We start from the raw sequence: 22399 nt of genomic DNA, 5'->3' as shown, positions 1-22399 counted from the left end.
ATTTATGAGAATTTAAGGAGGCAATATCATGAATAGAATAAATTGGGATACTGTAATAGCAAGTATTGCTTTTTCTACTATTACAGTACAAATAATTATTAAAACAAATATAATATTCTTAAATAAGAAACTTTTAGAATTTAAACACGATATTATTGAAAGCTGCACAGATGGTGTAGCAGAGTTTATAAAAAAATTAAATTAAAATGTTAAGAAACACAAATATTAATGAAGGCTTGACCAAGATCAGTTATAGTTAAAACACCTTCTTTATCATTAACATAGGTGTAATTTGGAGCAATTGGTAATGTTTGATTTAGTTTTGTTACTAAATCACTATTAAGGATATCATTGTAATATGTTTTATCAACAAAGCTTCTATCGTAATCAGCTTTTACTAAATGTAATCTTATTAAATTGTCAATAGAAATAGAATATTGAATATAGTTGTTAATTGATATACCAAAAGAAGGAGAAAGAATGTGATAAACTCGATCAATTCCTGAGGAATCTTCCTTACTTATTTGCGAACGTAATTTTATAATTGGGTAGCTTGGTTTTGTAGATTGACCCATTATAGAAAATAATTTTAATAAATTTGCATCAAATGGAGAAAGTTGTTTGATGATTTCAACGAAGGATGGATGAACATTATCTTTTTCATCAACATTCATTGAATTAGCAAGTAAATTTGCATACATGTTTCTAAGTTCAATATTATTCATTGAATAAGAAATAGCTTGTAAAGCTGGAACTGCAACGTATGGTTCAGGGGGCACTATTTTTTCCGTAGAAACATTTTCTAGTTTTTTAGCAAGAAGTTTTTTAGTTTCTTCAATATTATATTCTTTGTTTAAAATCCAAATATCAAGTGGGGCCAAAACTGCGTTAATTACTCTTGGGATACGTCCTAGAAGTTTTCCACTCTCTTGAGCAGAAGGTTGTATTACATCATCATATAATTTTGGAGCTACTTCAAGAACTTTTTCAGTAGCTTCAGCAAATTTATCAACACTATTAAGCATAGCATCAACACCTTTCATATAAAATCATGAACAATAATTCATGTATTATTATGGTAGTACATGAAAGGGGAGGAAGTCAATAAAAATATGAAAATAGGAGAAATAATCAAAAAAGAAAGAAATAAGTATAATATTTCTAAGAGTCAATTAGCTAAAATTGTGGGCTGTACAACAAGATCAATTGATTATTGGGAAGCTGGTGAAAGAAATATAAGTCTTGAAAATGCAGATAAGATTTTTAGAGCATTAAATATGACAATTAATATAGGACTTAAAAGTAGTTTGAAGTAGTAATTATTCATAATATAAAGATATTGTTAATTGAGCAAATTTCATAATTTTTAATTGTTGATACAGCTAAATTTTTCTCAACACAAAAAGGAGATTCACCCCCAAATGTTGAATATATTAAGTACGACCAAAATAACCAACGAAAGGAGTGAACCTCACTTATGTATATTCAACAACAATGTTTATTATCCTTTGAGGAAATTATAAAATATCAACCAAAAACAAAATTAGAGATGATTCTTGCTCAATTAAATTTTACTAATATCTTAAATTTTTTATCTTCTAAAAGCGCTGTGCGCGGCCCGAAAGGGTGGGATTCTTTAACTTTGTTATATTCATTAATTGCAATGCAATTAGAGCAAATTAAAACAATAAAAAAATTAGTCGATAGACTTGAAACAGATCCTGTTTTTAGATATACCTGCGGTATTAATGTTTTGGATCGTGCACCTTCTGCTTCAACATTTAGCAGATTTTTAGATAAAATTTCTAGCTCTAATGAGCTTGAAAGAGACTTTGAATCTCTTATATTGAAAGCAAAGGAATTAAATATTATTGAAGGTACAAATATTGCCATAGATTCTACTAAGTTAAATGCTTATGAAAAATCCAAACCATCATCTAAACTTAAAAAGGATGGAGTCTCTCCTAACTGGGGAGCTAAAAATGATACAGATGGCAATAAAATAAAGTGGTTTGGATTTAAATTACACATACTTGCTGACTGCAAAAGTGAATTGCCATTAAGTATATTACTTAGCCCTGCTAGTTATAATGATGGAGATATGGCTTTACCACTAATAGCTAAATTCAAAAATACCTATGGTTCAACATTTAAATCAGTAAATTACATTATGGATTCAGGCTATGATTATAAAAAAGTCTATGATTACATCACTCATATTATTAAAGCTCAACCTATAATAGCATTAAATACTAGAGGAGCATATGCTCCTCCAGAAGGCATGAATGAAAATTTTCATCCAATATGTTCTCTTGGATATCCATTAACATATTGGGGAAAGGACGGAAACTATTTAAAGTTTAGATGTCCTCATGCAGTTAGTAAAGTAAACTGTCCGTACGGGATGAGTTGGTGTAGTAATTCTAACTATGGTTTATGCCATAAAGTAAATTATAAAAAAAATAACAGATTTTATAGTTATCCTTTAAGAGATTCAAAGGAATGGCAATATCTGTACAATAAAAGAAGCTCTGTTGAGAGATGTAACTCTCTCTTAAAGGAATATCTGAGTACTGATAATATCCGTTCCGCAGGAATACGTAAGGCTAAAATATTTGCTTTATTAAATTGTATTACATTAGTAGCAGGTACTATTGCAGTCAATCAGCCTCACGACTTAAAGAAAGTAGCATAAAATAACTTTCAAAAAATAATAAGTTATCCACAGGCACGGTAGTGCTTAGCTTTGCTATTATCTTTTTTAGTGTTTTTAGTAACTCATTTTCACAAATATTAAAAATCTAATTGTGCAATTTGCTCAATTAGAAGAATGGAGAAATTTAAAGTATTAAAAATAAAAAATAAGATTTAGAAAAAGCAATGAAGGTAAACTATCAATAGGGATAGTTAAAAGCTAAGAAGAGCTATGTGAAATAATTCATGTAGCTTTTTATTTTTATATAGATAAAAATGAAGTAGAAAGAAGGGTAAGAATATGAATAAAAAAGAAATAGTTATCACAATAATTGTAACAACTATTTATATAGGAATTTCGGAATTAATTGGTTATTTAGAAGCTTTAATACTTTATTTTATATTAGCAATAATTTATATCAAAAGTTTAAATTAGTATTCCATGCTCCTTACCTTTGAATTTAAATAAAGTAAGTAAAAGAAAATTATACCGTTAATAATCATAAATTTTACTAATTTAATTTTGCTAATCGTATTACTAAGAATAACAATAAGAAGGATACTGGAAAACATTTGAATAACACAACACCAGCCAAGTATTTCTTTAAGTTTATCTTTTCTACTCATGCGTTTAAATATTGAAAAGGAAGTTTGAGACGGATATCCTAAAGCTTGTTTTAATAATTCATAGTCAAGATTGACCTGATAACAGATTTTATAAAATAAAGATTGATAATCGCCATTAGAAGTTATTGCTTCTAAAAATGAATCATTTAAAGTATGTAATTATGGGAAAGCTAGTTCAAAGTTATTGGATAATATTATTTTAATTTCATTAGCATACTTTAATGCTGTATCTTTATTAATTCTTTTATTTAGATCATTATACAGAAGCTTATATATTGGGAGATAAACAGTTTTAAATTGTAAGTCTTTTATTTCAAGTTTACGAGGTCTATTAGCAGTGTATTTTGTAACAAAATATGTAGTAATAGCAGTTATTATAATACTTAAAATTTTAATAGCAGTATCGGCATTAATTTTTAAGTAGTCTAGCATCTAATCAGCTCCTTCTAAGAGTATTTTATCATAATATTTAATTGGTAAAAAGAAGGTGAATTTGATGCAAAACAATTAGGTGAACTATCAATAGGGATAGTTTAAAGCTAAGAAGAGCTATGTGAGATAATTCATGTAGCTTTTTATTTTTATATACATATAAGATGTTAGGAGGATGTTGGATGAATAATAAAAAGAGAATAGAAACTTTAGAGGATTGTCAAATAAAAGAGGCAGAGAAAAGAATTAAGTTGTATTATAAACAAAAAAATTGGATAGATAGTAATAAAAACAGGATAAAAAATATAGAAAAACAAATAAGTTCTATAGAAGATGATTTAAAAAATTGTAATATTAGAGTAGATCTTAAGGCTATAGATTATAGAAAAGATAATGTAAATGGTGGATTTTCTTCAGGAGGGATTGAGGAAAAAATTATAGGAGAAATAAATAAGATGGAAAGAGAAGTACTTCAATTATTAGCAGAAAAACTAGAATTACAAAAGCATAATAGGGAACTTCAAAGGGAAATAGATAAAATTGAATATAATCTAGATACATTAAATGAAGAATCTAAAAAGTTTATAGAATATAGATATAAAAATGAGAAAACATTAACCTGGATAGCTGTAGATATGTATCAAGGAACAGAGATAACTGCTAAAAGAGCTAAAAATAAAATATTAAAAAATATATACAAAATGTTAGTTTTTCAAAGGATAATTAACTTATGATACTAAAATGATACGAAAGTGATACTCTTATGATACTAAGTTGATACTTTATTAAAGAATAAATCAGTTATTATAGTATCATGAGTTCTTAAGACAACCTCCTTAAGATAAACTTAGAAAACACTTGGCTTACATTGTATAGGCTAAGTGTTTTTAATTTGGTGGCGGTGTGTAATTAACCCAATAGAATAAAAATTACTAGGAGTGATATAAATGCTTAAGCCACCAATAGCTCGTATGGGCGGAAAAAGTAAATTAAGAAAAACAATAATAGAAATGATACCAGAACATATTTGTTATGTTGAGTTATTCTTTGGAGCAGGATGGGTTTACTTTGGAAAAGAGTCTTCAAAAATAGAGGTTATAAATGATATAGACAAGGAATTAATAAACCTATTTAAAATCATTAAGTATCATGCTCCAGAAATAGAAAGACAACTAGAATATGAATTCTCAGGCAGAGATGTGTTTGAAGAATATAAAAATATTGAGATAGGAAACCTTACTGACATACATAGAGCAGTGAGGTTTTTATATTTAATATCTCAAAGTTTTGCAGGGAAAGGAAATAATTATGGTTATGGTACCACTACTAGACCTTCGCCACAAATATTTTATAAAGGAGTTCTAGGAGATATAAAAGGAAGGCTTAGAAATACTTATGTAGAAAATTTAAGTTTTGAAAAGGTTATTGAAAAGTATGATAGAAAACATAGCTTTTTCTTTGCAGATCCACCGTATTTTGAAACAACAGGGTATGGTAATGAGTTTGGAGAAAAAGAACATCTGTTATTAAGAGATAATCTTATAAATTTAAGAGGAAAGTTTTTATTAACTATAAATGACCATGAAAAGGTTAGAGAATGGTATAAAGGCTTTAAAATAAAAGAAGTTGAAGTTAATTATTCTGTATCTAAAGAACAGAAAGCAAGAGGAAAGTATAAAGAATTAATTATAACTAATTATTAAAAAGGATGTGAGGATATGCTAAGTATTTATACAAGTTATAAGTGCTGCACTTGTGGAAAAGAATTTGTACTATTATCAGAGGATTTAGGAAATATGAAAGGATACTTAGTGTGTCCTTATTGTAGTTCCAGGAAAGTTAAAAGAGAAAATATAGCTGATAATCTTAAGGAATGTATGAATGAGAGAAGCTATAGGAGAATTAATGGAGCTATTAGGCAGAAGTGAGTTTAATGGTTTTAATATTAAAAAATTCCTTTTAATGAGAGTTATATAGAAAAAGAACGAACGAAATATAAAGGGAAATCTTCTAATATGTAGAAATGGTTACATTAAGGAGGATGATATATATGGCTGATTATTATATTTATTCAGTTCATCAAGAAAATGATATAATAAAAACTGTAAAAACATGTACATTTTATATTTCAACTATCTTAACTAATAAAAAAGAAAAGACTAGAGAAGAAGTTGTTTACGATATTGATCAAGGAAATAAGACTATATATACTATTTATAAAAATAGTTCAGGAAAGTATGAACTTGGTGCAAAAGTGATAACAGAAACAATAGAAGGTAAAAAATACATTAAAACTAAGGCAAATGGTAAAAAGTGTGATAACCTTGATAATATTGAACAATACTAATTAATAAAAAAAGAGCTCATAATAGGGCTCTTTTTTAATGAAAACAGGTCAGATCAGATATAAATAAGATATAAAGGTGAGGTAATCTTGTATTATCATTTTAGTAGTTAGAAATATAAAGAAAAGCATATAATCATCGATAAATATATGAGGTGGTTTTATGAGAAAGATTTTTAAGATTTATAAGACTAACTATATTGATATATGTAGATTTAAATATGAATTTGAAAAGTTTGAACCTAGCATGACGCTATTAAGAGAAAATATTTTTAATTGGTTAGATAAAAAGAATGATAAAGAAATAGAGGATATAGAGACAATGATAAAGGTTGAGATAGTTGATATTAATGGGTTAAGTATAGCAATGTCGATATTACCTCTTTTAACTTTCATTTTAGGTATAATAGCAGCTTTATATGAAAAGAGTGGTATAACATATATTTTTTTAGGTGCTTTATTAGTTATACTTATTGTTTTAAGTATAGCTGTGATAAAATCTAATAATTATAATAAATATTATACTTTTTTACAAGAGATGATTAAAAGATATAAAGAAGAAAGAAAAGGCAAAAGCCTATCTTAAAGTTATTTTTATCAAATTAACAATAAAATATAAAAATGAAGGGATTATACTTATGGGGAGGAAATATGTAAATCAATTTATTGTTTATGTTATAGAAGTTATTTTAGTAGCTATTTTATTTGTTATAATTACAAGTTATTTTTGTAGAATTGAAAATTCATATGAAAATATTGAACGTTTTTTTACAGGAATTGTTGTATATCAAGGATTAGTATTTATATTTAATAAAAACTCTCTAGATGTTAAAAAAGATATGATTTTAGCATATAAAACATACTTAAGATATTGCAAATTATATTTAGAAACTAATTCAGATATTGTTTTAATCAATATAAAATCAACATTAGATTCCATGGAGTCAGAAAAAATATTTCTAAGTATAGAGTATAAGAAAGCATTAACAGCTGCTTATGAGTTGATTGTCAATAATAATATCCCTAATTTTGAAAAATTGCTTAAAATAGAGTGTGAAATTATTAAAGTAGAACATTTGAGCGAATTTCAAGACTTAAAATGGCAACAATCATTATTTTTAAAGCTTTTAAAGTAGAGCATAAGCAGAGATGAGATAGTGATATACAAGGTAAAATAAACCTTTTATAGAAATGTGAAGAAAGTGCTTGAAGGAATTTCAGTATTTTTTAGTATTAAATAAAGAGGCTTTCATAAGTAATTAATTTTACTTTAAGAAAGCCTCTTTTATATTAGGTAATGATGATTTATTATAGTTTTTAAAACTTTTCAATTATTATAATTCTTTATTGAATTTATAGGTAGACCTTGTATTAAGGTCTACTAAAACTAATGATTTTTTATATAAATAATCATTAGTTTTAAATTGAATAGTTTTATATCAATATAAATCATCATTACCCCTCCCTCAAAGTTTATATAGTATATTATATGTAATAGTACAGAAATGATGCATAAAACAAAGTAACTAATAGCATAAAAAACTTATTTAATTCAAATAAGGCTTAAATGCTTTATATTGTTTTATTTCTTTATTTAAGAGGATTTTAATTATTTAATTCTTTAATTTAGAAGTACGTATATATATAAATCAACTATATAAGCTATCTTTAGAGTAGTTTTAGAAAGTAAAAAAGTAAAGGTAACTAATAATTTGAAAGAAATTAACTTTAAAAAAGATATATAGTTACATTAATATGGTTTTTAGTAAAAAAATAATGCTAATTATGTAAGAAAGTTAGTGGAGTTATTATATTTCTTTAATCAACCTAATATTACAGCATTATATTTAAATAGCATTAGAAAAATGGAAAGGAGGGTAGCATCAAAGAAATATGAGAAAACAGACTGTTCAACCAATAAGAGATATAGAAACAGTATTAGATATATCTGATTATTTACAAGATAAAAATATAAGGGATTGTGTTTTATTTAATTTTGGAATTTATACAGGGTTTAGGATAAGTGATATATTAAAATTAAAAGTAAGGGATGTTAAAGAATTTTTAGAAACTAATACTATTGATATAGTTGAACAAAAAACCAATAAAGAAAGAATAATTGAATTAAACCCTGCTTTAAGAGAAATCTTAAAAGATTATATAGAGGGAAAGAGTGACTACGAATATCTTTTTCAATCTAGGAAAAAAACCTCAGGAATATATAAACCCATAACAAGGGAGCATGCAGGAAGAATATTAAAAAATGCAGGTAAGAAGTTTGGTATCCGAAGAATCAATACTCATACAATGAGAAAGACCTTTGGATATTTTTTATATAAACAAACAGGAGATATAGTACAGGTAAGGGAGGCACTTAATCATAGTGATATAAGTGTAACAAAAAGGTATATAGGATTAACAGAAAAGATGATTAATGATAGTATTGTAGCTTTGAACTTTGGAAGAAGAAAACGGAAATAAGTTTCTTTATAATCTTCAATGTCACAAATTTAGGTCACATTACATTCAATCATAAGAAAAAAATATCTACATTATATGTGCATAAAAAATTAATATCACAGTTTAATCTATTTGTGACATTCAAATAACCACTAATTGTAAAAACAGGATGGGATTTTTAGAATGTTAAGAGAGAAATTTGGAAGGAGATTTGTTGTGAATTTGGAAGAATTTCTTAATAAAATAAAAAGAGTTTTAAAAAAGATTACACAATCTTTAAATAAACTAATGGGTAGTATAGAGTTAAAGAAAAACAATACAAATGCAAAGGGGATACCAACTCAATGCACTAGATGTAGCTATATATATGTAAAATATAAAAATAATCTTAAATTATTTATTAAAAAAGGAAAAAAGTTGAATTTTATTAGAAATAATTGTTGATTTCTTCGAATTTGAGGAAATTTCAAAAAAATATTAGGTTCTCCCACGGAAGTAGGAGAGTTGCGGGTGCTCCGAACCCCGGGGCTTGTTCAGTTACAAAAAAATTTTTTAGAGCGTTTCCATTTCCATAGGGGGTGAAAATGTGAGTGAAAATACAACTAAAAAAATAGAAAGTATTGATTCTGTTACTATATCGAGTTCTGTACTTGCTGATTTATTTGGATTAACAGATAGAAGAATTAGACAATTAGCAGATGAAAAAATAATAGTTAGAGTTAAACGAGGGAGATATGATCTATCTTCTAGTGTTAGAAATTATATTGTACATTTGAAAACTAATAATGATTTAAAAGAAGATAAAACAGAAAAAGAAATTGATTATGATAAAGAACATGCACTTTTAGAACGAGCAAAACGTGAAAAGGCAGAATTAGAGCTTGCAGCTATGAGGGGGACAATGCATTTTTCAGGGGATGTTGAAAGAGTCATGAATGATATGCTTGCTAACTTTCGAAGTAAGGTTTTATCATTACCTACGAGAGTTGCACCAATACTGGTTGCTAGGGATGATGTAGGAGATATACAGGAATTGCTTCATAAAGAAATGCTAGAAGTACTTCAAGAATTAAGTAATTATGATCCTGAAAAGTTCTATAATGAAAAATATATTGAGATAGAAGAGGATGAAGTGGCAGGTGATACTAATGGCCAAGAAGCAACAGAAAGTGAAGATAAAAAGAAGGACAATTAAATTATTTGAAAATGTTGTTGGGGTATTAGCACCACCACCTGAACTTACAGTGTCTCAATGGGCAGACGAGTATAGAAGGCTAAGTCCTGAAAGCTCTGCAGAACCAGGTCAATGGAACACAGATAGAGCACCTTACCAAAGAGAAATAATGGATGCACTTTCTGATAAAGATACTGAAACTGTAATTGTTATGAGTTCAGCTCAAGTTGGGAAAACAGAATTAATAAATAATATCATAGGTTATTTTATAGATTATGATCCTGCACCTATAATGGTTTTAATGCCAACAATAGAGCTTGCAACTTCATATTCTAAAAAAAGGTTATCAACAATGATAAGAGATACACCAGCTTTAAAAGACAAGGTTAAAGATGCTAAAAGCAGAGATAGTGACAATACACTTCTTGAAAAGGGCTTTCCAGGGGGATATATAGCTATGGTTGGAGCAAATTCACCTACAGGTCTTTCAAGTAGACCAATACGTATTCTATTAGCTGATGAAGTTGATAGGTTTCCTCATAGTGCAGGTACAGAAGGTGATCCACTTAGTTTGGCCGAAAAAAGAACAAAAACCTTTTGGAATAGAAAAAAGTTCTTTGTATCTACACCTACAGAAAAGGGAATATCACGTATAGAAAAAGAGTTTGAAGGTAGTACAAAAGAAGAGTGGTGTGTACCTTGTCCAATGTGTGGAAAATATCAGCCTTATAAATGGAGTAAAATAAGATTTTCAGATATAACTATGGAATGTGAATTTTGCAAAGAAAGATTTACAGAATTTGAATGGAAAACATGTAAGGGAAAATGGATTGCAGAAAATCCAGAAGTAAAAAAAAGAGGGTTTCATCTGAATGCTTTAGCAAGTCCCTGGGAACGTTGGGGAAATATAATTGAAGATTTCAAAGAAGCTAAGAAAAAAGGTGTAGAAACACTTAAAACTTGGGTAAATACAACATTAGGAGAAACTTGGGAAGATAAAGATGGAGAATCCACAGATAAAGAAGTTCTTATAAAACGTAGAGAAAATTACGAATGTGAGGTACCTTCGCCAGTCTTAATTTTAACAGCAGGAGTAGACGTTCAAGATGATAGATTAGAAGTTGAAGTTGTTGGATGGGCAGAAGAAAAAGAATCATGGGGTATTCACTATAAGATATTTTATGGAGATCCTGGACAAAAGATAGTTTGGGATCAACTAGATGAATTTTTAAGTAAGCCTTTTTATTATAGAAATGGTGAAGGATTAGTTATTTCATGTACATGCATAGACTCAGGAGGGCATTATACTACTGAAGTTTATAAGTTCTGTAAAGAAAGAGAACATAGAAGGATATTTGCTATAAAAGGTGTTGGAGGCTATGGGAAAGCATTTATAGGTAAAGTAAGTAGAAACAATAGGGAAAGAGCTGCATTATTTCCTTTAGGAGTAGACACTGGGAAAGAAGCTATAATGTCACGATTAAAAATAGAGTTTCAGGGTCCTGGTTATTGCCATTTTCCGAGAGAACAGGAAAAGGGGTATAACGAGGATTTTTTTAATGGACTTACATCTGAAACCAAAAAAATTAAATATGTTAAAGGTGTTGCAAAGATAGAATGGAAAGTTAAATCAGGAGTTAGAAATGAACCTTTAGATTTGCGAAATTATGCAACAGCAGCAGTTGAAATATTAAATCCTGATTTTGAAACCTTAAGAGAACAAAACAAAAATGGTAATGTATTTGTTCAAAAGGCTAAGGTTATTAAGAATAAGAAGAGGAGAATAATCTCTAAAGGAGTGAAATAATGTATACGTTAGAAATTGCAGAAAAACATTTAAATGCTTGGCTAGAAGCAGAACTTGCTATAACAACAGGTGCACAAAGTTATTCTGTAGGGTCAAGAACAGTTACAAGGGCAGATTTAGGACAAGTAAGACAACAAATTAAATTTTGGAGTAATGAAATTTACAAATTAAAAAATATATCACAAAGAAAAGGAAGAAATAGAGTTTTAAGAGTAGTTCCTAGAGATTTATAGGAGGTCAGAATGAATTTAATAGATAAAACTATAAATATTTTTTCACCTGAAAAAGCTTTAAAAAGAGAATTAGCAAGAAAAAAGATAGATATTATTAATTCAGGTTATTCACATCATGGTGCCAGCAGAGTAAAAAAAAGTTTAATAGGGTGGATTAGTAGTGGAGGATCTACTAAAGAAGATATAGACGAAAATATTGATTTACTTAGGGAACGTTCAAGGGACTTATACATGGGTGCTCCATTAGCAACAGGTGCATTGAAGACTACTAGAACCAATGTAGTTGGTAGTGGGCTTAAGTTAAAATCACAAATTGATGCAGATTTTTTAGGATTAAGTGAAGAAGAGGCAGATAAATGGGAAACTGGTGTTGAAAGAGAGTTTTTATTATGGTCTGAAAGTAAAAATTGTGATATGCAACGTATGAATAATTTTTATGAGCTACAGCAATTGGCTTTTTTAAGTGCTTTAATGAGTGGGGACTGTTTTGCATCATTGCCTATGAATAAAAGACCTAATATGCCCTATGATCTAAGAATTAGCCTTATAGAAGCAGATAGAGTATGTACTCCTAGTAATAATTATAATAATAAGGATATTAGTGGGGGTGTAGAGTTCAATTCAGAAGGAGAATTAGTTGCATATTATATTTTAAATGTCCATCCCCTTTCTAATAACTTAGCAAAACAAAAAGACTGGGCACGAATAGAAGCCTTTGGTAAGGAAACAGGAAGACCTAATATTCTACACATAATGGAAGCTGAAAGACCAGGGCAGAGAAGAGGAGTTCCAATACTTTCACCAGTTATTGAAAGTCTAAAACAATTGTCACGTTATTCCGATGCAGAACTTATGGCTGCAGTTGTTTCAGGAATGTATACAGTATTCATTGAAAGTAAGAGCAATGATACAAGTTCACCTTTTGGAGAAGGGATTTCGGAAGAATTACAAGTAGATACAGAAGACGAAAATTCATATGAACTAGGAAATGGAGCCATCATTGCTTTAGGTGAAGGAGAAGAAATAAAGGAAGCTAATCCAGGAAGACCTAATACTGCTTTTGATGGCTTTGTAACGTCTATTTGTAGGCAAATAGGTGCTGCTTTAGAAATTCCTTATGAGGTACTAATGAAACACTTTACTTCTTCTTATTCAGCATCTAGAGCAGCATTACTTGAATCTTGGAAAATGTTTAAGATGAGAAGAAGTTGGCTTGCTAGTGATTTTTGTCAACCGATTTATGAAGAGTGGTTAGCTGAAGCAGTAGCAAAAGGAAGAATATATGCACCAGGATTCTTTGATGATCCACTTATAAAAAAAGCTTATTGCAGTGCTGAATGGAATGGACCAACACAGGGACAATTGGATCCATTAAAAGAAGTTGCAGCCGCAACTAAGAGAGTTGAAGAAGGCTTTTCAACTAGAGCAAAAGAAACTGTAGAGCTTACAGGTGGAGATTTTTATAAGAATAATAGGCAAAGAATTAAGGAAGAAAAAATGAGAAAAGAATTGTTAAATAAAATACAGTAAGGAGAGGGAGTATGAAAAAAATAAATGTTAAAGGCTTTATCATACCTCAAGAAGACAAATGGATGTATGATTGGTTTGATTACCCCTACACATGTGCAGAAGATGTAAATAATACATTGTTAGAAGCTAATGGAGATGATATAGAAGTACTGATTAATTCATATGGAGGGGCAGTACATGTAGGAAGTGAAATTTATACAAGTTTAAAAGATTATCCAGGTAATGTTACAGTTAAAATTGTAGGTTTGGCAGCTAGTGCTGCATCTGTAGTAGCAATGGGGGGCAACAAATGTTTAATGAGTCCAACAGCTCAAATGATGCTTCATAATGCAGCTACAGGAGCAAGTGGTGATTATAGAGTCATGGATAAAACAAGTAAAGTACTTCAAGTTACAAATAAATCTATTCTTAATGCTTATAAATTAAAAACAGGATTAAGCGAAGAAGATATAACAGCGTTCATGGATGAAGAAACATGGCTAACGGCTGAAAGAGCTAAGGAATTAAATTTTATTGATGAAATAATGTTTGAAAATGAACAAAAAGAAGAGGATATAGCACCAATACTTTATAATAGCTTACCAATTCCTAGTTTGAAAGCACTTGAAGAAATGAAACAGTGTGGAAGTGTAGCTAAATTTAAAGAACAGCTTATTAATAATAAAATGAAAATTGAAACTACTGGAAAAACAGTAGTTGAAAATAAATTAAATAAAATTTCAGAAGGAGGAAAACAAATGGATTTAAACACTTTAAAAAATGAACATAAAGAAATTTATGATGAAATTGTCTTAAATGCAACTAATGCAGAAAGGGAAAGAATTAAGGCTATAGAGGATTTAGCAATCCCAGGTAATGAAGATATAATCAATGCAGCTAAATTTGAAACAGGAATAACAGCAGAGGCATTAGCAATTCAAATAATAAAAAATGAAAAAAATAAAGGTAAAAATTATTTAGAAAATAGAGAAAAGGATATAGAGAACTCCAATGTTAATAAAGTTAGAGCTACAGATACGACTATGAAATCAGAAAAAGAAGAAATAAAAGATACAGCTGAAGGTATGGCTAATTTTATTAATCAAAGAAGGGTGATGTAGTTATGGCAAAAGAAAACTTATATAAAAAAGAAGGAGAGTATACTCCAGATAACCTTATAGCAGGTTTAAATGTACCGTGCTTAATCACTGGAGTAAAACTTAAAGAAGGTCAAGGGGTATTAAAGAGAGGAACTGTAATAGGTATTTTAAAAACAGGTGAAGCAGTTGCAGTTGATAAAAGCAAAGATGATGGAAGTAATATTCCCTATGGAATTTTAACAGATGATGTAGATACTACAGAATCTACAGGAGCAACAGTATATATATCAGGTTTATTCAATAAAAAGGCCTTACATTTTGGCGGTAAGGACGATAAAGCAAGCGATTATGAAAACAAGTTAAGAGAATTAGGTGTTTTCTTAAAAAATGTAATATAGGAGGATTTTAAAATGGCAAACATATATGAAACTAGAACAATGTTAGAGGCTTTAAATTTAATGAAACCAACAAGAACCTTTTTAAAAGATACTTTTTTCGGAGAGAAATCAACGAAATTAACTGAAAAAGTTGAAGTTGACGTTAAAAAAGGGAAGAGAAAAATGGCTCCTTTTGTGGCTCCGAGAGTTGGGGGAATTGTAATGCAGAGGGAAGGATTTAATACTAAATTAATTTCTACTCCTAAAATTGCTCCTGAAAGGATTTTAACTATAGATAATATAACTCAAAGAAGCATGGGAGAAAATATATATTCAGCTAAAACACCTGAAGAAAGGGCAAGAGAAGTGTTAGCAAATGATGTAATAGAATTAGATGGATATATAACAAGAAGAGAAGAATGGATGGCAAGAGAGCTTTTACTTCATGGGAAAATTGATATAAACGAAGAAACTGATAATGAGATTATTGAAAAGGAAATTGATTTCAATTTTACAAATAAAATTACTTTAAGTGGAGAAGATGTATGGAGCAGTGATAAATCAGATCCTATAGCAAAACTAAAAGAGTGGAAAAAGAGTATAGTAAAGAAAACAGGGCAGGCTCCAGATATTCTTATTTTAGCTGATGATGTTGTAGATGTATTTTTAAATCATCCTAAAGTTAAGTCTCAGTTTAATTTATTGAATATGAAATTTGGAGTAATAGAACCTTCTATTAAGATAGATGGGACTACTTTCTATGGTAAGTTACCAGAATTAGGTGTTGAAATTTATAGCTATGATGAATGGTTTTTAAATGATAAGGATGAGGAAGTAGCAATGATTCCTGATGGTAATGTTATTTTGGCATCAAGGAATTTAGGAAAGACTATATATGGTGCAGTAACTCAAATGGAGAAAGGGGAATTCATAACTTATGAAGGAGTTAGAGTTCCTAAGATATATTCTGATGAAAAAAATGAAACAAAGAATTTTAAAATTACATCAAGACCAGTACCTGTTCCAGATGATGTTGATAGCTGGTATGTAGGTAAGGTTTTATAAGATGTCTGTAAGGGCAAAATCCAATATAAACCACAATGGTAGTAAGTACTGTTGTGGTGATATTATTTTTGATATTACAAAAGAAGAAGCTAACAGGCTAGTTTCTTTAGATGTAGCAGAAATAATAGATGATAAATTTAAAACGAGTAAGAAGAAAATAGAACAGAATATAAAGCTATATAAACGTAATAAAAAACTTAAGGAGGAACAGGAATATAGTGTTTAAAGATGAAATAAAAAAAGACTTAAGTTTATTTACAAATTCAAATGAATTTGCTGAAATTCATATTATTAATCGCAGAAAAGTTCCTATAATTATTGATAATGACAGGTTACAGGAAAGGTCTAAAAAAGAGTATGATGGAATTATTATAGGAGATATTTTATATTTTGTAGCCCTAAAAGATTACGGTAATCAAGCTATTAAACCTGGAGAAGTTCAGTTATTTGATGGGAAGCCTTGTAACATAGTAGATGTACGATATGACATGGGAATGTATGAAGTAATTCTAAGTTTAAGAGGAAATTAATATGGCATCAAATGTTTTTATAGAAAATAAGTCTTTAGAAAAAGTTTCAATCAAGTTAGAGAAGTTTCCTAAGCAAATTCCAGGAGCAGCTGCAAGTGCTTTAAATAGAACCTTAACATTTACTGCAAGTCAAACAGATAAAGAAGTAAGAAATATTTATGATATAAAATCAAAAGAAGTTAAAAAAACTTTTAAGAAATATAAAGCAAGTAAGTCAAATTTATATGCTTATTTAGAATCTTCAGGGTGAACTATAGCTTTAAGTAAATTTCCTCATAAACCTAAAAACCCACCTAAAAGGCGAAGGAAAAATAGTGTACAAGTTAAAATTAAAAAAAGTGGTGGGTATAAAAAAATTAGTGTAAGTCCATCTGCTTTTGTTCAGACAATTAACGGTTCAACTAACATTTGGAAAAGAAAAGATAAGAGAAAATTTCCAGTAACAGTTTTAAGGACAATAGCAATTCCACAAATGATTAGAAATGAAGGTATAAAAGAAAAAGTACAAAAGTTAGCAGCGAAAAAATTGGAAGAAAGGACACAGCATGAAATAGAATGGGCTACTAAGAAGAAGGGATAGTATGCATGATGATTTAGTTTTAGAAATTCTTAAAGAATTTTTAATTATAAATGTGGCCACAAATATTAAGTTAAAGAAGCCACAAGATGACTTTAAAGTAGAGGATTATTATGATGATGATTCTACTATGCAAAATTATGAATTAGTAAATCCAGCAGTTTTTATTGGATGGATACCTCCAAAGAATAATTCTATAGGTGATTATGACGTGCCTTCTATTGTTGTTATGATGGATGAAGGGGAAGATGATGGAGAAGAAGCTTCTTTAAAGATTAGGCTTGGAATTACTACTTTTGATCCAGGAGAGCAATCTGATACTGATATAGTAGCAGATTATACAGGTTATAGAGATATATTAAACTTAATAACTAGAATAAGAATGGAGCTATCAAAAAAACTAGTAAGTAATTTAGAGATAGAAAAACCAATTAAGTGGGGAATGTATGAAGAACAACAATATCCTTATTGGTGCGGATGGATTACTTTTGAAGTTAAGATAAGCTCTTTAAATTTTTCAGAGGAACTTAATAAATATTTATAAAGGTGGTGTTTAAATGTCATATAAACATGGTGCATATGGTGAAATAATAGAAGGTACCCAACAAATAGAAAATTTAAATTATGGAACCATACCTTTTTATATTGGAACTGCTCCAGTACAAAGGGTAAGAAAAATTTTAAACTCAATTAATAAACCTATTATAATTGGAGATTTGGAAGAAGCAAAAGAAAAACTAGGATATTCTGACTTTGACGATTGGAAGGAATATAGCTTATCAGAAGTAATTTCAGCACATTTTAAAAATAGAATAAAGGCTATAGGACCTATAGTTGTTGTTAATGTTTTAAATCCGTCAGAACATTTTAAACAAGATAAGGAAAAAGTTATACTAACAAATAAAATAGGATATATCTCCAAAAGTGCTATACTAGAGAGCATAACTATTGAAAATTGTAAGATAAATGAGGATTTTAAAGTAGAGTATACAATTGAGGGAAAAGTTAAAATTACTGCTTTAACTGAAAAAGTTGCATCGCCAGTGGAGTGTAATTTTAATGTAGTTGATGTAAGTAAAATAACTGAAAAAGATATTATTGGAGGGTATGATCCTGATACAGATGAAAGAACTGGATTAAATAATATTCAGATTTGCTATGAAGAATTAGGAATTGTACCTTCTGTTCTATCTGCACCTGGGTGGAATCATATACCGGTTGTAGAAAAGGCATTAATTAATAATTCAACTAATATAGGTGGCCATTGGAGTGCAATTTGTGTTACGGATTTAGATCCTACATGTAAAAATATAGAGGAAGCAAGGGAATGGAAAGTAAAAAATAATTATGTAAATGACAATGAAAAAACTGTATGGCCTAAAGCTGAAATTCAGGGAAAAGAGATGTGGCTTTCTATTATAACCATAGTAAGAATGCAACAAACTGACTATAAAAATAAAGGTATTCCATATGAAAGCCCATCAAATAAAGAAATTGATATAAGTGGGCTTATTATCAATGGTAGTAAGAAAAAATTCAATCAAGTACAAGGAAATAAATTAAATGAAAAAGGAATAACAACAGCTATTTATAATGGTGGTAAGTGGGTATTATGGGGACCGCATATGGCGAATTATGAGTACACAATAACTCAAGATGATTTTTCTAAGATATTTGATGTTAATATAAGAACTAATATTTATTTATTAAATGATTTTCAACTTAGAAATGCAAGGCTAATAGATTCACCAATTGCTAGAAAAGACATAGATAGTATATTAAATACAGAGCAAATAAGATTAGATTCATTAAAAGCAGATGGTAAAATCTTATTTGGTAATATTTCATTTTTAGCAAAAGAAAATTCAATTAATGATTTAGTTCAAGGTGATTTTGTATTTAATACAGAGGTAACTAATACTCCACCAGGAAAATCTTTAATAAATAGAATACAGTATACTACTAAAGGTATAAATTCTTTACTAGGAGAGGATAAGTAATGCCTAAAATAAGCAATAAAACCATTAATTATTCTGTTTATGTGAACAATGATGGCAGAGTAAGTAAAATTGATGACACAACAGAAGTTAAGCTTCCAGAAGTTGAAATGTTAAGTGATACTATAAAGGGGTCTGGAATATTAGGAGAAGTAGATTTTCCAACTTTTCTTCAACCAGGAAGTATGGGACTAGAAATTAGTATGAGAACTTCAAATGAAAAGCTTGGAGACCTCATAGGCGCACACAGCCTTGAAATACGTTGGGTTACTGATGTCTTTGATACAAACAATATTAAAGTAGGAATTAATGCACATAAAGCATTTATTCAATGCATTAATAAGAAATTTGATGAAGGCAAGGTTGCTATGGGAGAAGCTCAAGAAGGTTCTTTAGAGTATGAGGTATTTGCATATAAAAGAACTATAAATGGCAAAGAGATTTTAAATATAGATAAGTTTAATGGCATATTCGCTATAAATGGCAAAAATTTATCTCAGGATATTCAAAATGCATTATAAAAATTATAAAAATTATAAAAATAACTTAAAAAGAGCTTTGAAATAGATTTTCAAGGCTCTTTAATTTTGGGAGGAATAAACATGTCAAAACAAAAATTAATGCTTACTAGGGAAACAGAAATAAACGGAAATAAGGTTAAAGAAATAGAATATGACCTGGATTCTTTAACAGGAGAAGCTATGGAAATTGCAATGAAGGAATTAGCAATTAATTCATATATACCTTCAGTACAAGAAGTAGATCCATTATTGCATGCACATCTTTTTGCACAATCTGCTAACTTAGATTATTTAGATATTAGGAGATTATCAATTAAAGATTATTCTAAAGCAACAACAACAGTAAGAAATTTTTTCGCACAAGACTTGATGGATTCACAGGGCAGGAGTTCATCAGAAGAGTAGTAGCTCAGATAACTATTCATACTTCAAACTCATATAAAGAATGTATGAAAATGAGCTTGGTGGATTTGATTAATTATTATGATGCCTTAGTTGAGGAATTTAGACTTCAACAAGAAGTAGAGGATAAAGGAGGCGGTAATAATAGGAGCTAAAAATATCGTAACTAATATAGTTATAGGTGGTAATATAAGCCCTTCATTACATTCAGCCTTCGGAACAGCTGCTAAGATGGCTCAAAAGACTTCAGGAATAATAAGCAAAGTAAATAGTAAGCTTTCAAAAGATGCTTCTAACATAGCTAGTAAAGTACCCAAAGAAACTTCTACAATTTCAACAGCCTTTTCAGGATTAACAGGTAAGATAGCAGCCTTTGCTTCTGCCATAGGAGCCGCAAAAGTAGGACATTTAATGATAAATCAAGCAGCAGATATGGAAGCCTATAGGAATACATTGAATGTTGTAATGAAGGATAGTAAGAAAGCTGGAAAAATGTTCGCCTGGGCCACTGATTTTGCAAATAAAACTCCTTTTGAAACTGATGATGTAGTTCAAGCTACTGTAAGGCTCCAATCCTATGGATTAGAAGCACAAAAACTTATACCAACTATAGGAGATATGGCATCTGTAATGAACACAGATTTAATGCAAGCAGTAGAAGCTGTTGCAGATGCACAGACTGGGGAGACAGAAAGATTAAAATCCTTTGGTATTACAAAAGACATGATAGCAGATCAGGGAAAGAAAATGGGATTTGAGGTTATAAATAAAAAAGGTCAAATAACTGATTTAAATAAATTTAATGCTGTACTTCAAAATGTAATGAAAACACGTTTTGGGGGAGGGATGGAAAAGCAAGCTAAAACATTTAAAGGGGCAATGTCTACAGTTTCAGGTGTTGCTAAAAATGCTTTAGCACAAATTGCAGGGGTAGCAGCTAATGGAGATATTATAAAAGGAAGTTTATTTGATTATCTTACTAAAGGTGCTATTAAGCTTGGGAATGTACTTCAGGATTTATCCGGAAGTGGAATATTAGCTTCTATAGGTTCTACTATAGGTAAAGGTCTTAATGTTGTAGTTGGAATAGGAGCAAAGGCCTTTTCATCAATTTATAAAATAATTGGTTCTTTAGGTAAAGGATCTTCTTTAATGCAGGCTTTTTTCCCTAATCCTTCTGAAATCAATGGAAAATTAAAAAAAATAATGGGACTTATTCAAATAGGGGTTTCTACTGCAAAAACAATAGGAAATAGTATGTTCTCAGTAATACAATCAATCATTACAAATGGCGGAAAATTAATAGAAAAAATAAGTCCTTATGTTTCACAGTTTGTAGTGAGTATAGGTGATGGATTACAAACAGTTCTACCATATGTATCAACAGCCTTTTCAAGTATTTGTAGTGGTATTGTAAAGCTTCAACCTATTATAGTAGAGCTAGTTGCTTTTATATCAAGCAAAGTATTTCCTATGTTAAGTCAGGTAGTTACGTTTATAAGTACTTATATACTTCCACCTATTTTAAGCTTTATCTCCAATGTTATACCATTTTTAGTACAAGCCATACAAACAATAGCTAGGGTATTTGAAGCTATCTTATTTGTTGTATTATCAAAGTTGGGAGCTAAAATTGCTTATATTGAGCAAATAGTTTTAGTAGCAGTAACTACAATTACTACTGTATTGCAAGGAATAATACAAGCAATAAGTGGGGTACTTCAATTTATAGAAGGAGTATTTACAGCTAACTGGAGTTCTGCATGGGAAGGAGTTGTAAATATCTTTGGAGGTATTTTTGGAGGTATTGTAGGACTTATTAAAGCCCCACTTAATGCTGTTATAGGATTAATTAATTCAGCTATAGGTGGAATTAATGCTATAAGCATAGATGTTCCAGATTGGGTTCCAGGACTTGGTGGTAAACACTTTGGAATGAATATTCCTCAAATTCCTATGCTTGCTAAGGGTGGATTCACTTCTATCCCTAGTATTTGTGGAGAAGCTGGACCAGAAGCAGTGATACCGTTAAAAAGAAATAATCCTAGAAGTATTCAATTATTAGCAGAAACATCTAGAAGGCTTGGACTAGGAAATTTAAAAGCAGACACATTATCTAGTAGAAAAGCTGAAAATCTATCGGGTTTTAAAACTTTAAAGAGTGCTGGTAATGATAAAAATAGTAATAAACATATAACTATAAATTATAGTCCTAAATTTGAGGGAGTGGATAAGCATACAAAAGAAGAAATTCAGGATCAAGAAAAATCAAGCTTTGAAGAATTTAAGGAATATATTAAAAGATTTTTAGATGAGGAGGATAGACTTCAATTTGAATAATAAGTACTTTGAATATACTACAGTAGAGGGTGATACTTTTGATAGTATTGCCCTTAAATTTTTAAATAATGAGTTTAAATCATCTGAAATAATGAAATTAAATCCTAATTATATAGATAAGATTGTTTTTCCAAGCAACATAAATTTAAAGATACCTGTAATTGAAGAAATCAAAAATAGTACATTGCCACCTTGGAAGAGGTGATTTAA

30 protein-coding genes are annotated in these 22399 nt (G+C 29.4%); 28 read left to right on the top strand and 2 right to left on the bottom strand.

From position 1 onward, the window contains the following. Nucleotides 1–28 precede the first annotated feature (28 nt). Nucleotides 29–205 (top strand): hypothetical protein, encoded by a 177-nt coding sequence (locus FNZ64_RS14570; RefSeq protein ID WP_185903639.1) that lies wholly within the window; start codon nucleotides 29–31, stop codon nucleotides 203–205. Between the two features lie 4 nt (nucleotides 206–209). Here FNZ64_RS14570 and FNZ64_RS01345 read toward each other — a convergent pair whose 3' ends face one another. Continuing rightward, nucleotides 210–1043: a DUF4393 domain-containing protein gene (locus FNZ64_RS01345; protein WP_142413085.1), complete on the bottom strand. Its 834-nt coding sequence runs from the start codon at nucleotides 1041–1043 to the stop codon at nucleotides 210–212. Nucleotides 1044–1112: 69 nt separating this feature from the next. Between FNZ64_RS01345 and FNZ64_RS01340 the strand changes: the two genes are divergently transcribed. From FNZ64_RS01340 to FNZ64_RS14985, 3 genes are all read left to right on the top strand, one after another. Then, the gene (locus FNZ64_RS01340) at nucleotides 1113–1316 is read left to right on the top strand and encodes a helix-turn-helix transcriptional regulator (protein WP_142413084.1); all 204 of its coding nucleotides are present in this window, start codon (nucleotides 1113–1115) and stop codon (nucleotides 1314–1316) included. 161 nt (nucleotides 1317–1477) lie between these two features. Further along, nucleotides 1478–2695, top strand: a complete 1218-nt coding sequence (locus tag FNZ64_RS01335; protein ID WP_142413083.1) for a transposase — start codon at nucleotides 1478–1480, stop codon at nucleotides 2693–2695. A 300-nt stretch (nucleotides 2696–2995) separates the two neighbouring features. Then, on the top strand, nucleotides 2996–3130 hold the full coding sequence (locus tag FNZ64_RS14985; RefSeq protein WP_279233251.1) for a hypothetical protein: 135 nt from the start codon (nucleotides 2996–2998) through the stop codon (nucleotides 3128–3130). A 350-nt stretch (nucleotides 3131–3480) separates the two neighbouring features. Here the strand turns inward: FNZ64_RS14985 and FNZ64_RS01330 are convergent, their stop codons facing one another. Further along, nucleotides 3481–3753 (bottom strand): hypothetical protein, encoded by a 273-nt coding sequence (locus FNZ64_RS01330; protein WP_142413082.1) that lies wholly within the window; start codon nucleotides 3751–3753, stop codon nucleotides 3481–3483. Between the two features lie 182 nt (nucleotides 3754–3935). On the opposite strand from FNZ64_RS01330, the gene FNZ64_RS01325 reads away from it, so the two are divergent. The 24 genes from FNZ64_RS01325 (at nucleotide 3936) to FNZ64_RS01210 (ending at nucleotide 22394) form a co-directional block, all read left to right on the top strand. Beyond that, nucleotides 3936–4487, top strand: a complete 552-nt coding sequence (locus FNZ64_RS01325; protein ID WP_142413081.1) for a coiled-coil domain-containing protein — start codon at nucleotides 3936–3938, stop codon at nucleotides 4485–4487. Nucleotides 4488–4700: 213 nt separating this feature from the next. Continuing rightward, a complete protein-coding gene (locus FNZ64_RS01320) occupies nucleotides 4701–5456 on the top strand; it encodes a DNA adenine methylase (RefSeq protein WP_142413080.1) in 756 nt (251 codons plus the stop codon). Nucleotides 5457–5471: 15 nt separating this feature from the next. Continuing rightward, nucleotides 5472–5681 carry a hypothetical protein gene (locus FNZ64_RS01315; RefSeq protein WP_142413079.1) on the top strand — a complete coding sequence of 70 codons (210 nt, stop codon included), beginning with the start codon at nucleotides 5472–5474 and terminating at the stop codon, nucleotides 5679–5681. Nucleotides 5682–5803: 122 nt separating this feature from the next. Next, on the top strand, nucleotides 5804–6100 hold the full coding sequence (locus FNZ64_RS01310) for a DUF3892 domain-containing protein (protein WP_185903638.1): 297 nt from the start codon (nucleotides 5804–5806) through the stop codon (nucleotides 6098–6100). 160 nt (nucleotides 6101–6260) lie between these two features. Further along, nucleotides 6261–6683: a hypothetical protein gene (locus FNZ64_RS01305; RefSeq protein WP_142413077.1), complete on the top strand. Its 423-nt coding sequence runs from the start codon at nucleotides 6261–6263 to the stop codon at nucleotides 6681–6683. A gap of 52 nt (nucleotides 6684–6735) precedes the next feature. Then, nucleotides 6736–7233, top strand: coding sequence for a hypothetical protein (locus tag FNZ64_RS01300; protein WP_142413076.1), 498 nt, complete (start codon nucleotides 6736–6738; stop codon nucleotides 7231–7233). Nucleotides 7234–7990: 757 nt separating this feature from the next. Continuing rightward, nucleotides 7991–8578, top strand: coding sequence for a tyrosine-type recombinase/integrase (locus FNZ64_RS01295; protein WP_142413075.1), 588 nt, complete (start codon nucleotides 7991–7993; stop codon nucleotides 8576–8578). Nucleotides 8579–8773: 195 nt separating this feature from the next. Then, the gene (locus FNZ64_RS01290) at nucleotides 8774–9001 is read left to right on the top strand and encodes a hypothetical protein (protein WP_142413074.1); all 228 of its coding nucleotides are present in this window, start codon (nucleotides 8774–8776) and stop codon (nucleotides 8999–9001) included. Between the two features lie 142 nt (nucleotides 9002–9143). After that, nucleotides 9144–9752, top strand: a complete 609-nt coding sequence (locus FNZ64_RS01285) for a hypothetical protein (RefSeq protein ID WP_142413073.1) — start codon at nucleotides 9144–9146, stop codon at nucleotides 9750–9752. Further along, on the top strand, nucleotides 9727–11538 hold the full coding sequence (locus FNZ64_RS01280; RefSeq protein WP_243129170.1) for a phage terminase large subunit family protein: 1812 nt from the start codon (nucleotides 9727–9729) through the stop codon (nucleotides 11536–11538). The genes FNZ64_RS01285 and FNZ64_RS01280 overlap by 26 nt, the downstream gene beginning before the upstream one ends. Continuing rightward, nucleotides 11538–11771 carry a DUF6148 family protein gene (locus FNZ64_RS01275; RefSeq protein WP_142413071.1) on the top strand — a complete coding sequence of 78 codons (234 nt, stop codon included), beginning with the start codon at nucleotides 11538–11540 and terminating at the stop codon, nucleotides 11769–11771. Before FNZ64_RS01280 ends, FNZ64_RS01275 begins: the two co-directional genes overlap by 1 nt. A 9-nt stretch (nucleotides 11772–11780) precedes the next feature. Beyond that, entirely contained in the window at nucleotides 11781–13301 is a 1521-nt protein-coding gene (locus FNZ64_RS01270; protein ID WP_142413070.1) for a phage portal protein, read from the top strand. A gap of 11 nt (nucleotides 13302–13312) precedes the next feature. Next, a complete protein-coding gene (locus FNZ64_RS01265) occupies nucleotides 13313–14401 on the top strand; it encodes a head maturation protease, ClpP-related (RefSeq protein WP_142413069.1) in 1089 nt (362 codons plus the stop codon). A 2-nt stretch (nucleotides 14402–14403) separates the two neighbouring features. Continuing rightward, a complete protein-coding gene (locus tag FNZ64_RS01260; RefSeq protein ID WP_142413068.1) occupies nucleotides 14404–14778 on the top strand; it encodes a head decoration protein in 375 nt (124 codons plus the stop codon). A 12-nt stretch (nucleotides 14779–14790) separates the two neighbouring features. Then, the gene (locus FNZ64_RS01255; protein ID WP_142413067.1) at nucleotides 14791–15822 is read left to right on the top strand and encodes a major capsid protein; all 1032 of its coding nucleotides are present in this window, start codon (nucleotides 14791–14793) and stop codon (nucleotides 15820–15822) included. A 1-nt stretch (nucleotide 15823) separates the two neighbouring features. Then, nucleotides 15824–16048 carry a hypothetical protein gene (locus FNZ64_RS01250; RefSeq protein ID WP_142413066.1) on the top strand — a complete coding sequence of 75 codons (225 nt, stop codon included), beginning with the start codon at nucleotides 15824–15826 and terminating at the stop codon, nucleotides 16046–16048. After that, nucleotides 16041–16352 carry a hypothetical protein gene (locus tag FNZ64_RS01245; RefSeq protein WP_243129169.1) on the top strand — a complete coding sequence of 104 codons (312 nt, stop codon included), beginning with the start codon at nucleotides 16041–16043 and terminating at the stop codon, nucleotides 16350–16352. Before FNZ64_RS01250 ends, FNZ64_RS01245 begins: the two co-directional genes overlap by 8 nt. A gap of 1 nt (nucleotide 16353) precedes the next feature. Next, on the top strand, nucleotides 16354–16602 hold the full coding sequence (locus FNZ64_RS01240; RefSeq protein ID WP_142413064.1) for a phage tail protein: 249 nt from the start codon (nucleotides 16354–16356) through the stop codon (nucleotides 16600–16602). A 331-nt stretch (nucleotides 16603–16933) separates the two neighbouring features. Beyond that, the gene (locus tag FNZ64_RS01235; protein ID WP_142413063.1) at nucleotides 16934–17473 is read left to right on the top strand and encodes a hypothetical protein; all 540 of its coding nucleotides are present in this window, start codon (nucleotides 16934–16936) and stop codon (nucleotides 17471–17473) included. 13 nt (nucleotides 17474–17486) lie between these two features. Next, nucleotides 17487–18929, top strand: coding sequence for a phage tail sheath protein (locus FNZ64_RS01230; RefSeq protein WP_142413062.1), 1443 nt, complete (start codon nucleotides 17487–17489; stop codon nucleotides 18927–18929). Continuing rightward, nucleotides 18929–19447 carry a phage major tail tube protein gene (locus FNZ64_RS01225; protein WP_142413061.1) on the top strand — a complete coding sequence of 173 codons (519 nt, stop codon included), beginning with the start codon at nucleotides 18929–18931 and terminating at the stop codon, nucleotides 19445–19447. The genes FNZ64_RS01230 and FNZ64_RS01225 overlap by 1 nt, the downstream gene beginning before the upstream one ends. Before the next feature lie 81 nt (nucleotides 19448–19528). Continuing rightward, the gene (locus FNZ64_RS01220) at nucleotides 19529–19852 is read left to right on the top strand and encodes a phage tail assembly protein (protein ID WP_142413060.1); all 324 of its coding nucleotides are present in this window, start codon (nucleotides 19529–19531) and stop codon (nucleotides 19850–19852) included. A 228-nt stretch (nucleotides 19853–20080) separates the two neighbouring features. Beyond that, nucleotides 20081–22189, top strand: a complete 2109-nt coding sequence (locus FNZ64_RS01215; RefSeq protein ID WP_142413059.1) for a hypothetical protein — start codon at nucleotides 20081–20083, stop codon at nucleotides 22187–22189. Then, a complete protein-coding gene (locus FNZ64_RS01210; RefSeq protein WP_243129168.1) occupies nucleotides 22182–22394 on the top strand; it encodes a tail protein X in 213 nt (70 codons plus the stop codon). Before FNZ64_RS01215 ends, FNZ64_RS01210 begins: the two co-directional genes overlap by 8 nt. Nucleotides 22395–22399 lie beyond the last annotated feature (5 nt).

The sequence above is a fragment of the Hathewaya massiliensis genome, assembly GCF_902143515.1.
Taxonomy (GTDB): Bacteria; Bacillota; Clostridia; order Clostridiales; family Clostridiaceae; genus Hathewaya; species Hathewaya massiliensis.
Note: the sequence above shows the minus strand (reverse complement) of the source record. Positions and strands in the feature narration are given on the sequence as shown.

Excerpts from the sequence above, each read along its gene's own strand:
- FNZ64_RS14570 (WP_185903639.1), top strand. The coding sequence starts at position 29 with ATGAATAGAATAAATTGGGATACTGTAATAGCAAGTATTGCTTTTTCT.
- FNZ64_RS01345 (WP_142413085.1), bottom strand. The coding sequence starts at position 1,043 with ATGAAAGGTGTTGATGCTATGCTTAATAGTGTTGATAAATTTGCTGAA.
- FNZ64_RS01340 (WP_142413084.1), top strand. The coding sequence starts at position 1,113 with ATGAAAATAGGAGAAATAATCAAAAAAGAAAGAAATAAGTATAATATT.
- FNZ64_RS01335 (WP_142413083.1), top strand. The coding sequence starts at position 1,478 with ATGTATATTCAACAACAATGTTTATTATCCTTTGAGGAAATTATAAAA.
- FNZ64_RS14985 (WP_279233251.1), top strand. The coding sequence starts at position 2,996 with ATGAATAAAAAAGAAATAGTTATCACAATAATTGTAACAACTATTTAT.
- FNZ64_RS01330 (WP_142413082.1), bottom strand. The coding sequence starts at position 3,753 with ATGCTAGACTACTTAAAAATTAATGCCGATACTGCTATTAAAATTTTA.
- FNZ64_RS01325 (WP_142413081.1), top strand. The coding sequence starts at position 3,936 with ATGAATAATAAAAAGAGAATAGAAACTTTAGAGGATTGTCAAATAAAA.
- FNZ64_RS01320 (WP_142413080.1), top strand. The coding sequence starts at position 4,701 with ATGCTTAAGCCACCAATAGCTCGTATGGGCGGAAAAAGTAAATTAAGA.
- FNZ64_RS01315 (WP_142413079.1), top strand. The coding sequence starts at position 5,472 with ATGCTAAGTATTTATACAAGTTATAAGTGCTGCACTTGTGGAAAAGAA.
- FNZ64_RS01310 (WP_185903638.1), top strand. The coding sequence starts at position 5,804 with ATGGCTGATTATTATATTTATTCAGTTCATCAAGAAAATGATATAATA.
- FNZ64_RS01305 (WP_142413077.1), top strand. The coding sequence starts at position 6,261 with ATGAGAAAGATTTTTAAGATTTATAAGACTAACTATATTGATATATGT.
- FNZ64_RS01300 (WP_142413076.1), top strand. The coding sequence starts at position 6,736 with ATGGGGAGGAAATATGTAAATCAATTTATTGTTTATGTTATAGAAGTT.
- FNZ64_RS01295 (WP_142413075.1), top strand. The coding sequence starts at position 7,991 with ATGAGAAAACAGACTGTTCAACCAATAAGAGATATAGAAACAGTATTA.
- FNZ64_RS01275 (WP_142413071.1), top strand. The coding sequence starts at position 11,538 with ATGTATACGTTAGAAATTGCAGAAAAACATTTAAATGCTTGGCTAGAA.
- FNZ64_RS01270 (WP_142413070.1), top strand. The coding sequence starts at position 11,781 with ATGAATTTAATAGATAAAACTATAAATATTTTTTCACCTGAAAAAGCT.
- FNZ64_RS01265 (WP_142413069.1), top strand. The coding sequence starts at position 13,313 with ATGAAAAAAATAAATGTTAAAGGCTTTATCATACCTCAAGAAGACAAA.
- FNZ64_RS01260 (WP_142413068.1), top strand. The coding sequence starts at position 14,404 with ATGGCAAAAGAAAACTTATATAAAAAAGAAGGAGAGTATACTCCAGAT.
- FNZ64_RS01255 (WP_142413067.1), top strand. The coding sequence starts at position 14,791 with ATGGCAAACATATATGAAACTAGAACAATGTTAGAGGCTTTAAATTTA.
- FNZ64_RS01250 (WP_142413066.1), top strand. The coding sequence starts at position 15,824 with ATGTCTGTAAGGGCAAAATCCAATATAAACCACAATGGTAGTAAGTAC.
- FNZ64_RS01240 (WP_142413064.1), top strand. The coding sequence starts at position 16,354 with ATGGCATCAAATGTTTTTATAGAAAATAAGTCTTTAGAAAAAGTTTCA.
- FNZ64_RS01235 (WP_142413063.1), top strand. The coding sequence starts at position 16,934 with ATGCATGATGATTTAGTTTTAGAAATTCTTAAAGAATTTTTAATTATA.
- FNZ64_RS01230 (WP_142413062.1), top strand. The coding sequence starts at position 17,487 with ATGTCATATAAACATGGTGCATATGGTGAAATAATAGAAGGTACCCAA.
- FNZ64_RS01225 (WP_142413061.1), top strand. The coding sequence starts at position 18,929 with ATGCCTAAAATAAGCAATAAAACCATTAATTATTCTGTTTATGTGAAC.
- FNZ64_RS01220 (WP_142413060.1), top strand. The coding sequence starts at position 19,529 with ATGTCAAAACAAAAATTAATGCTTACTAGGGAAACAGAAATAAACGGA.
- FNZ64_RS01215 (WP_142413059.1), top strand. The coding sequence starts at position 20,081 with ATGGCTCAAAAGACTTCAGGAATAATAAGCAAAGTAAATAGTAAGCTT.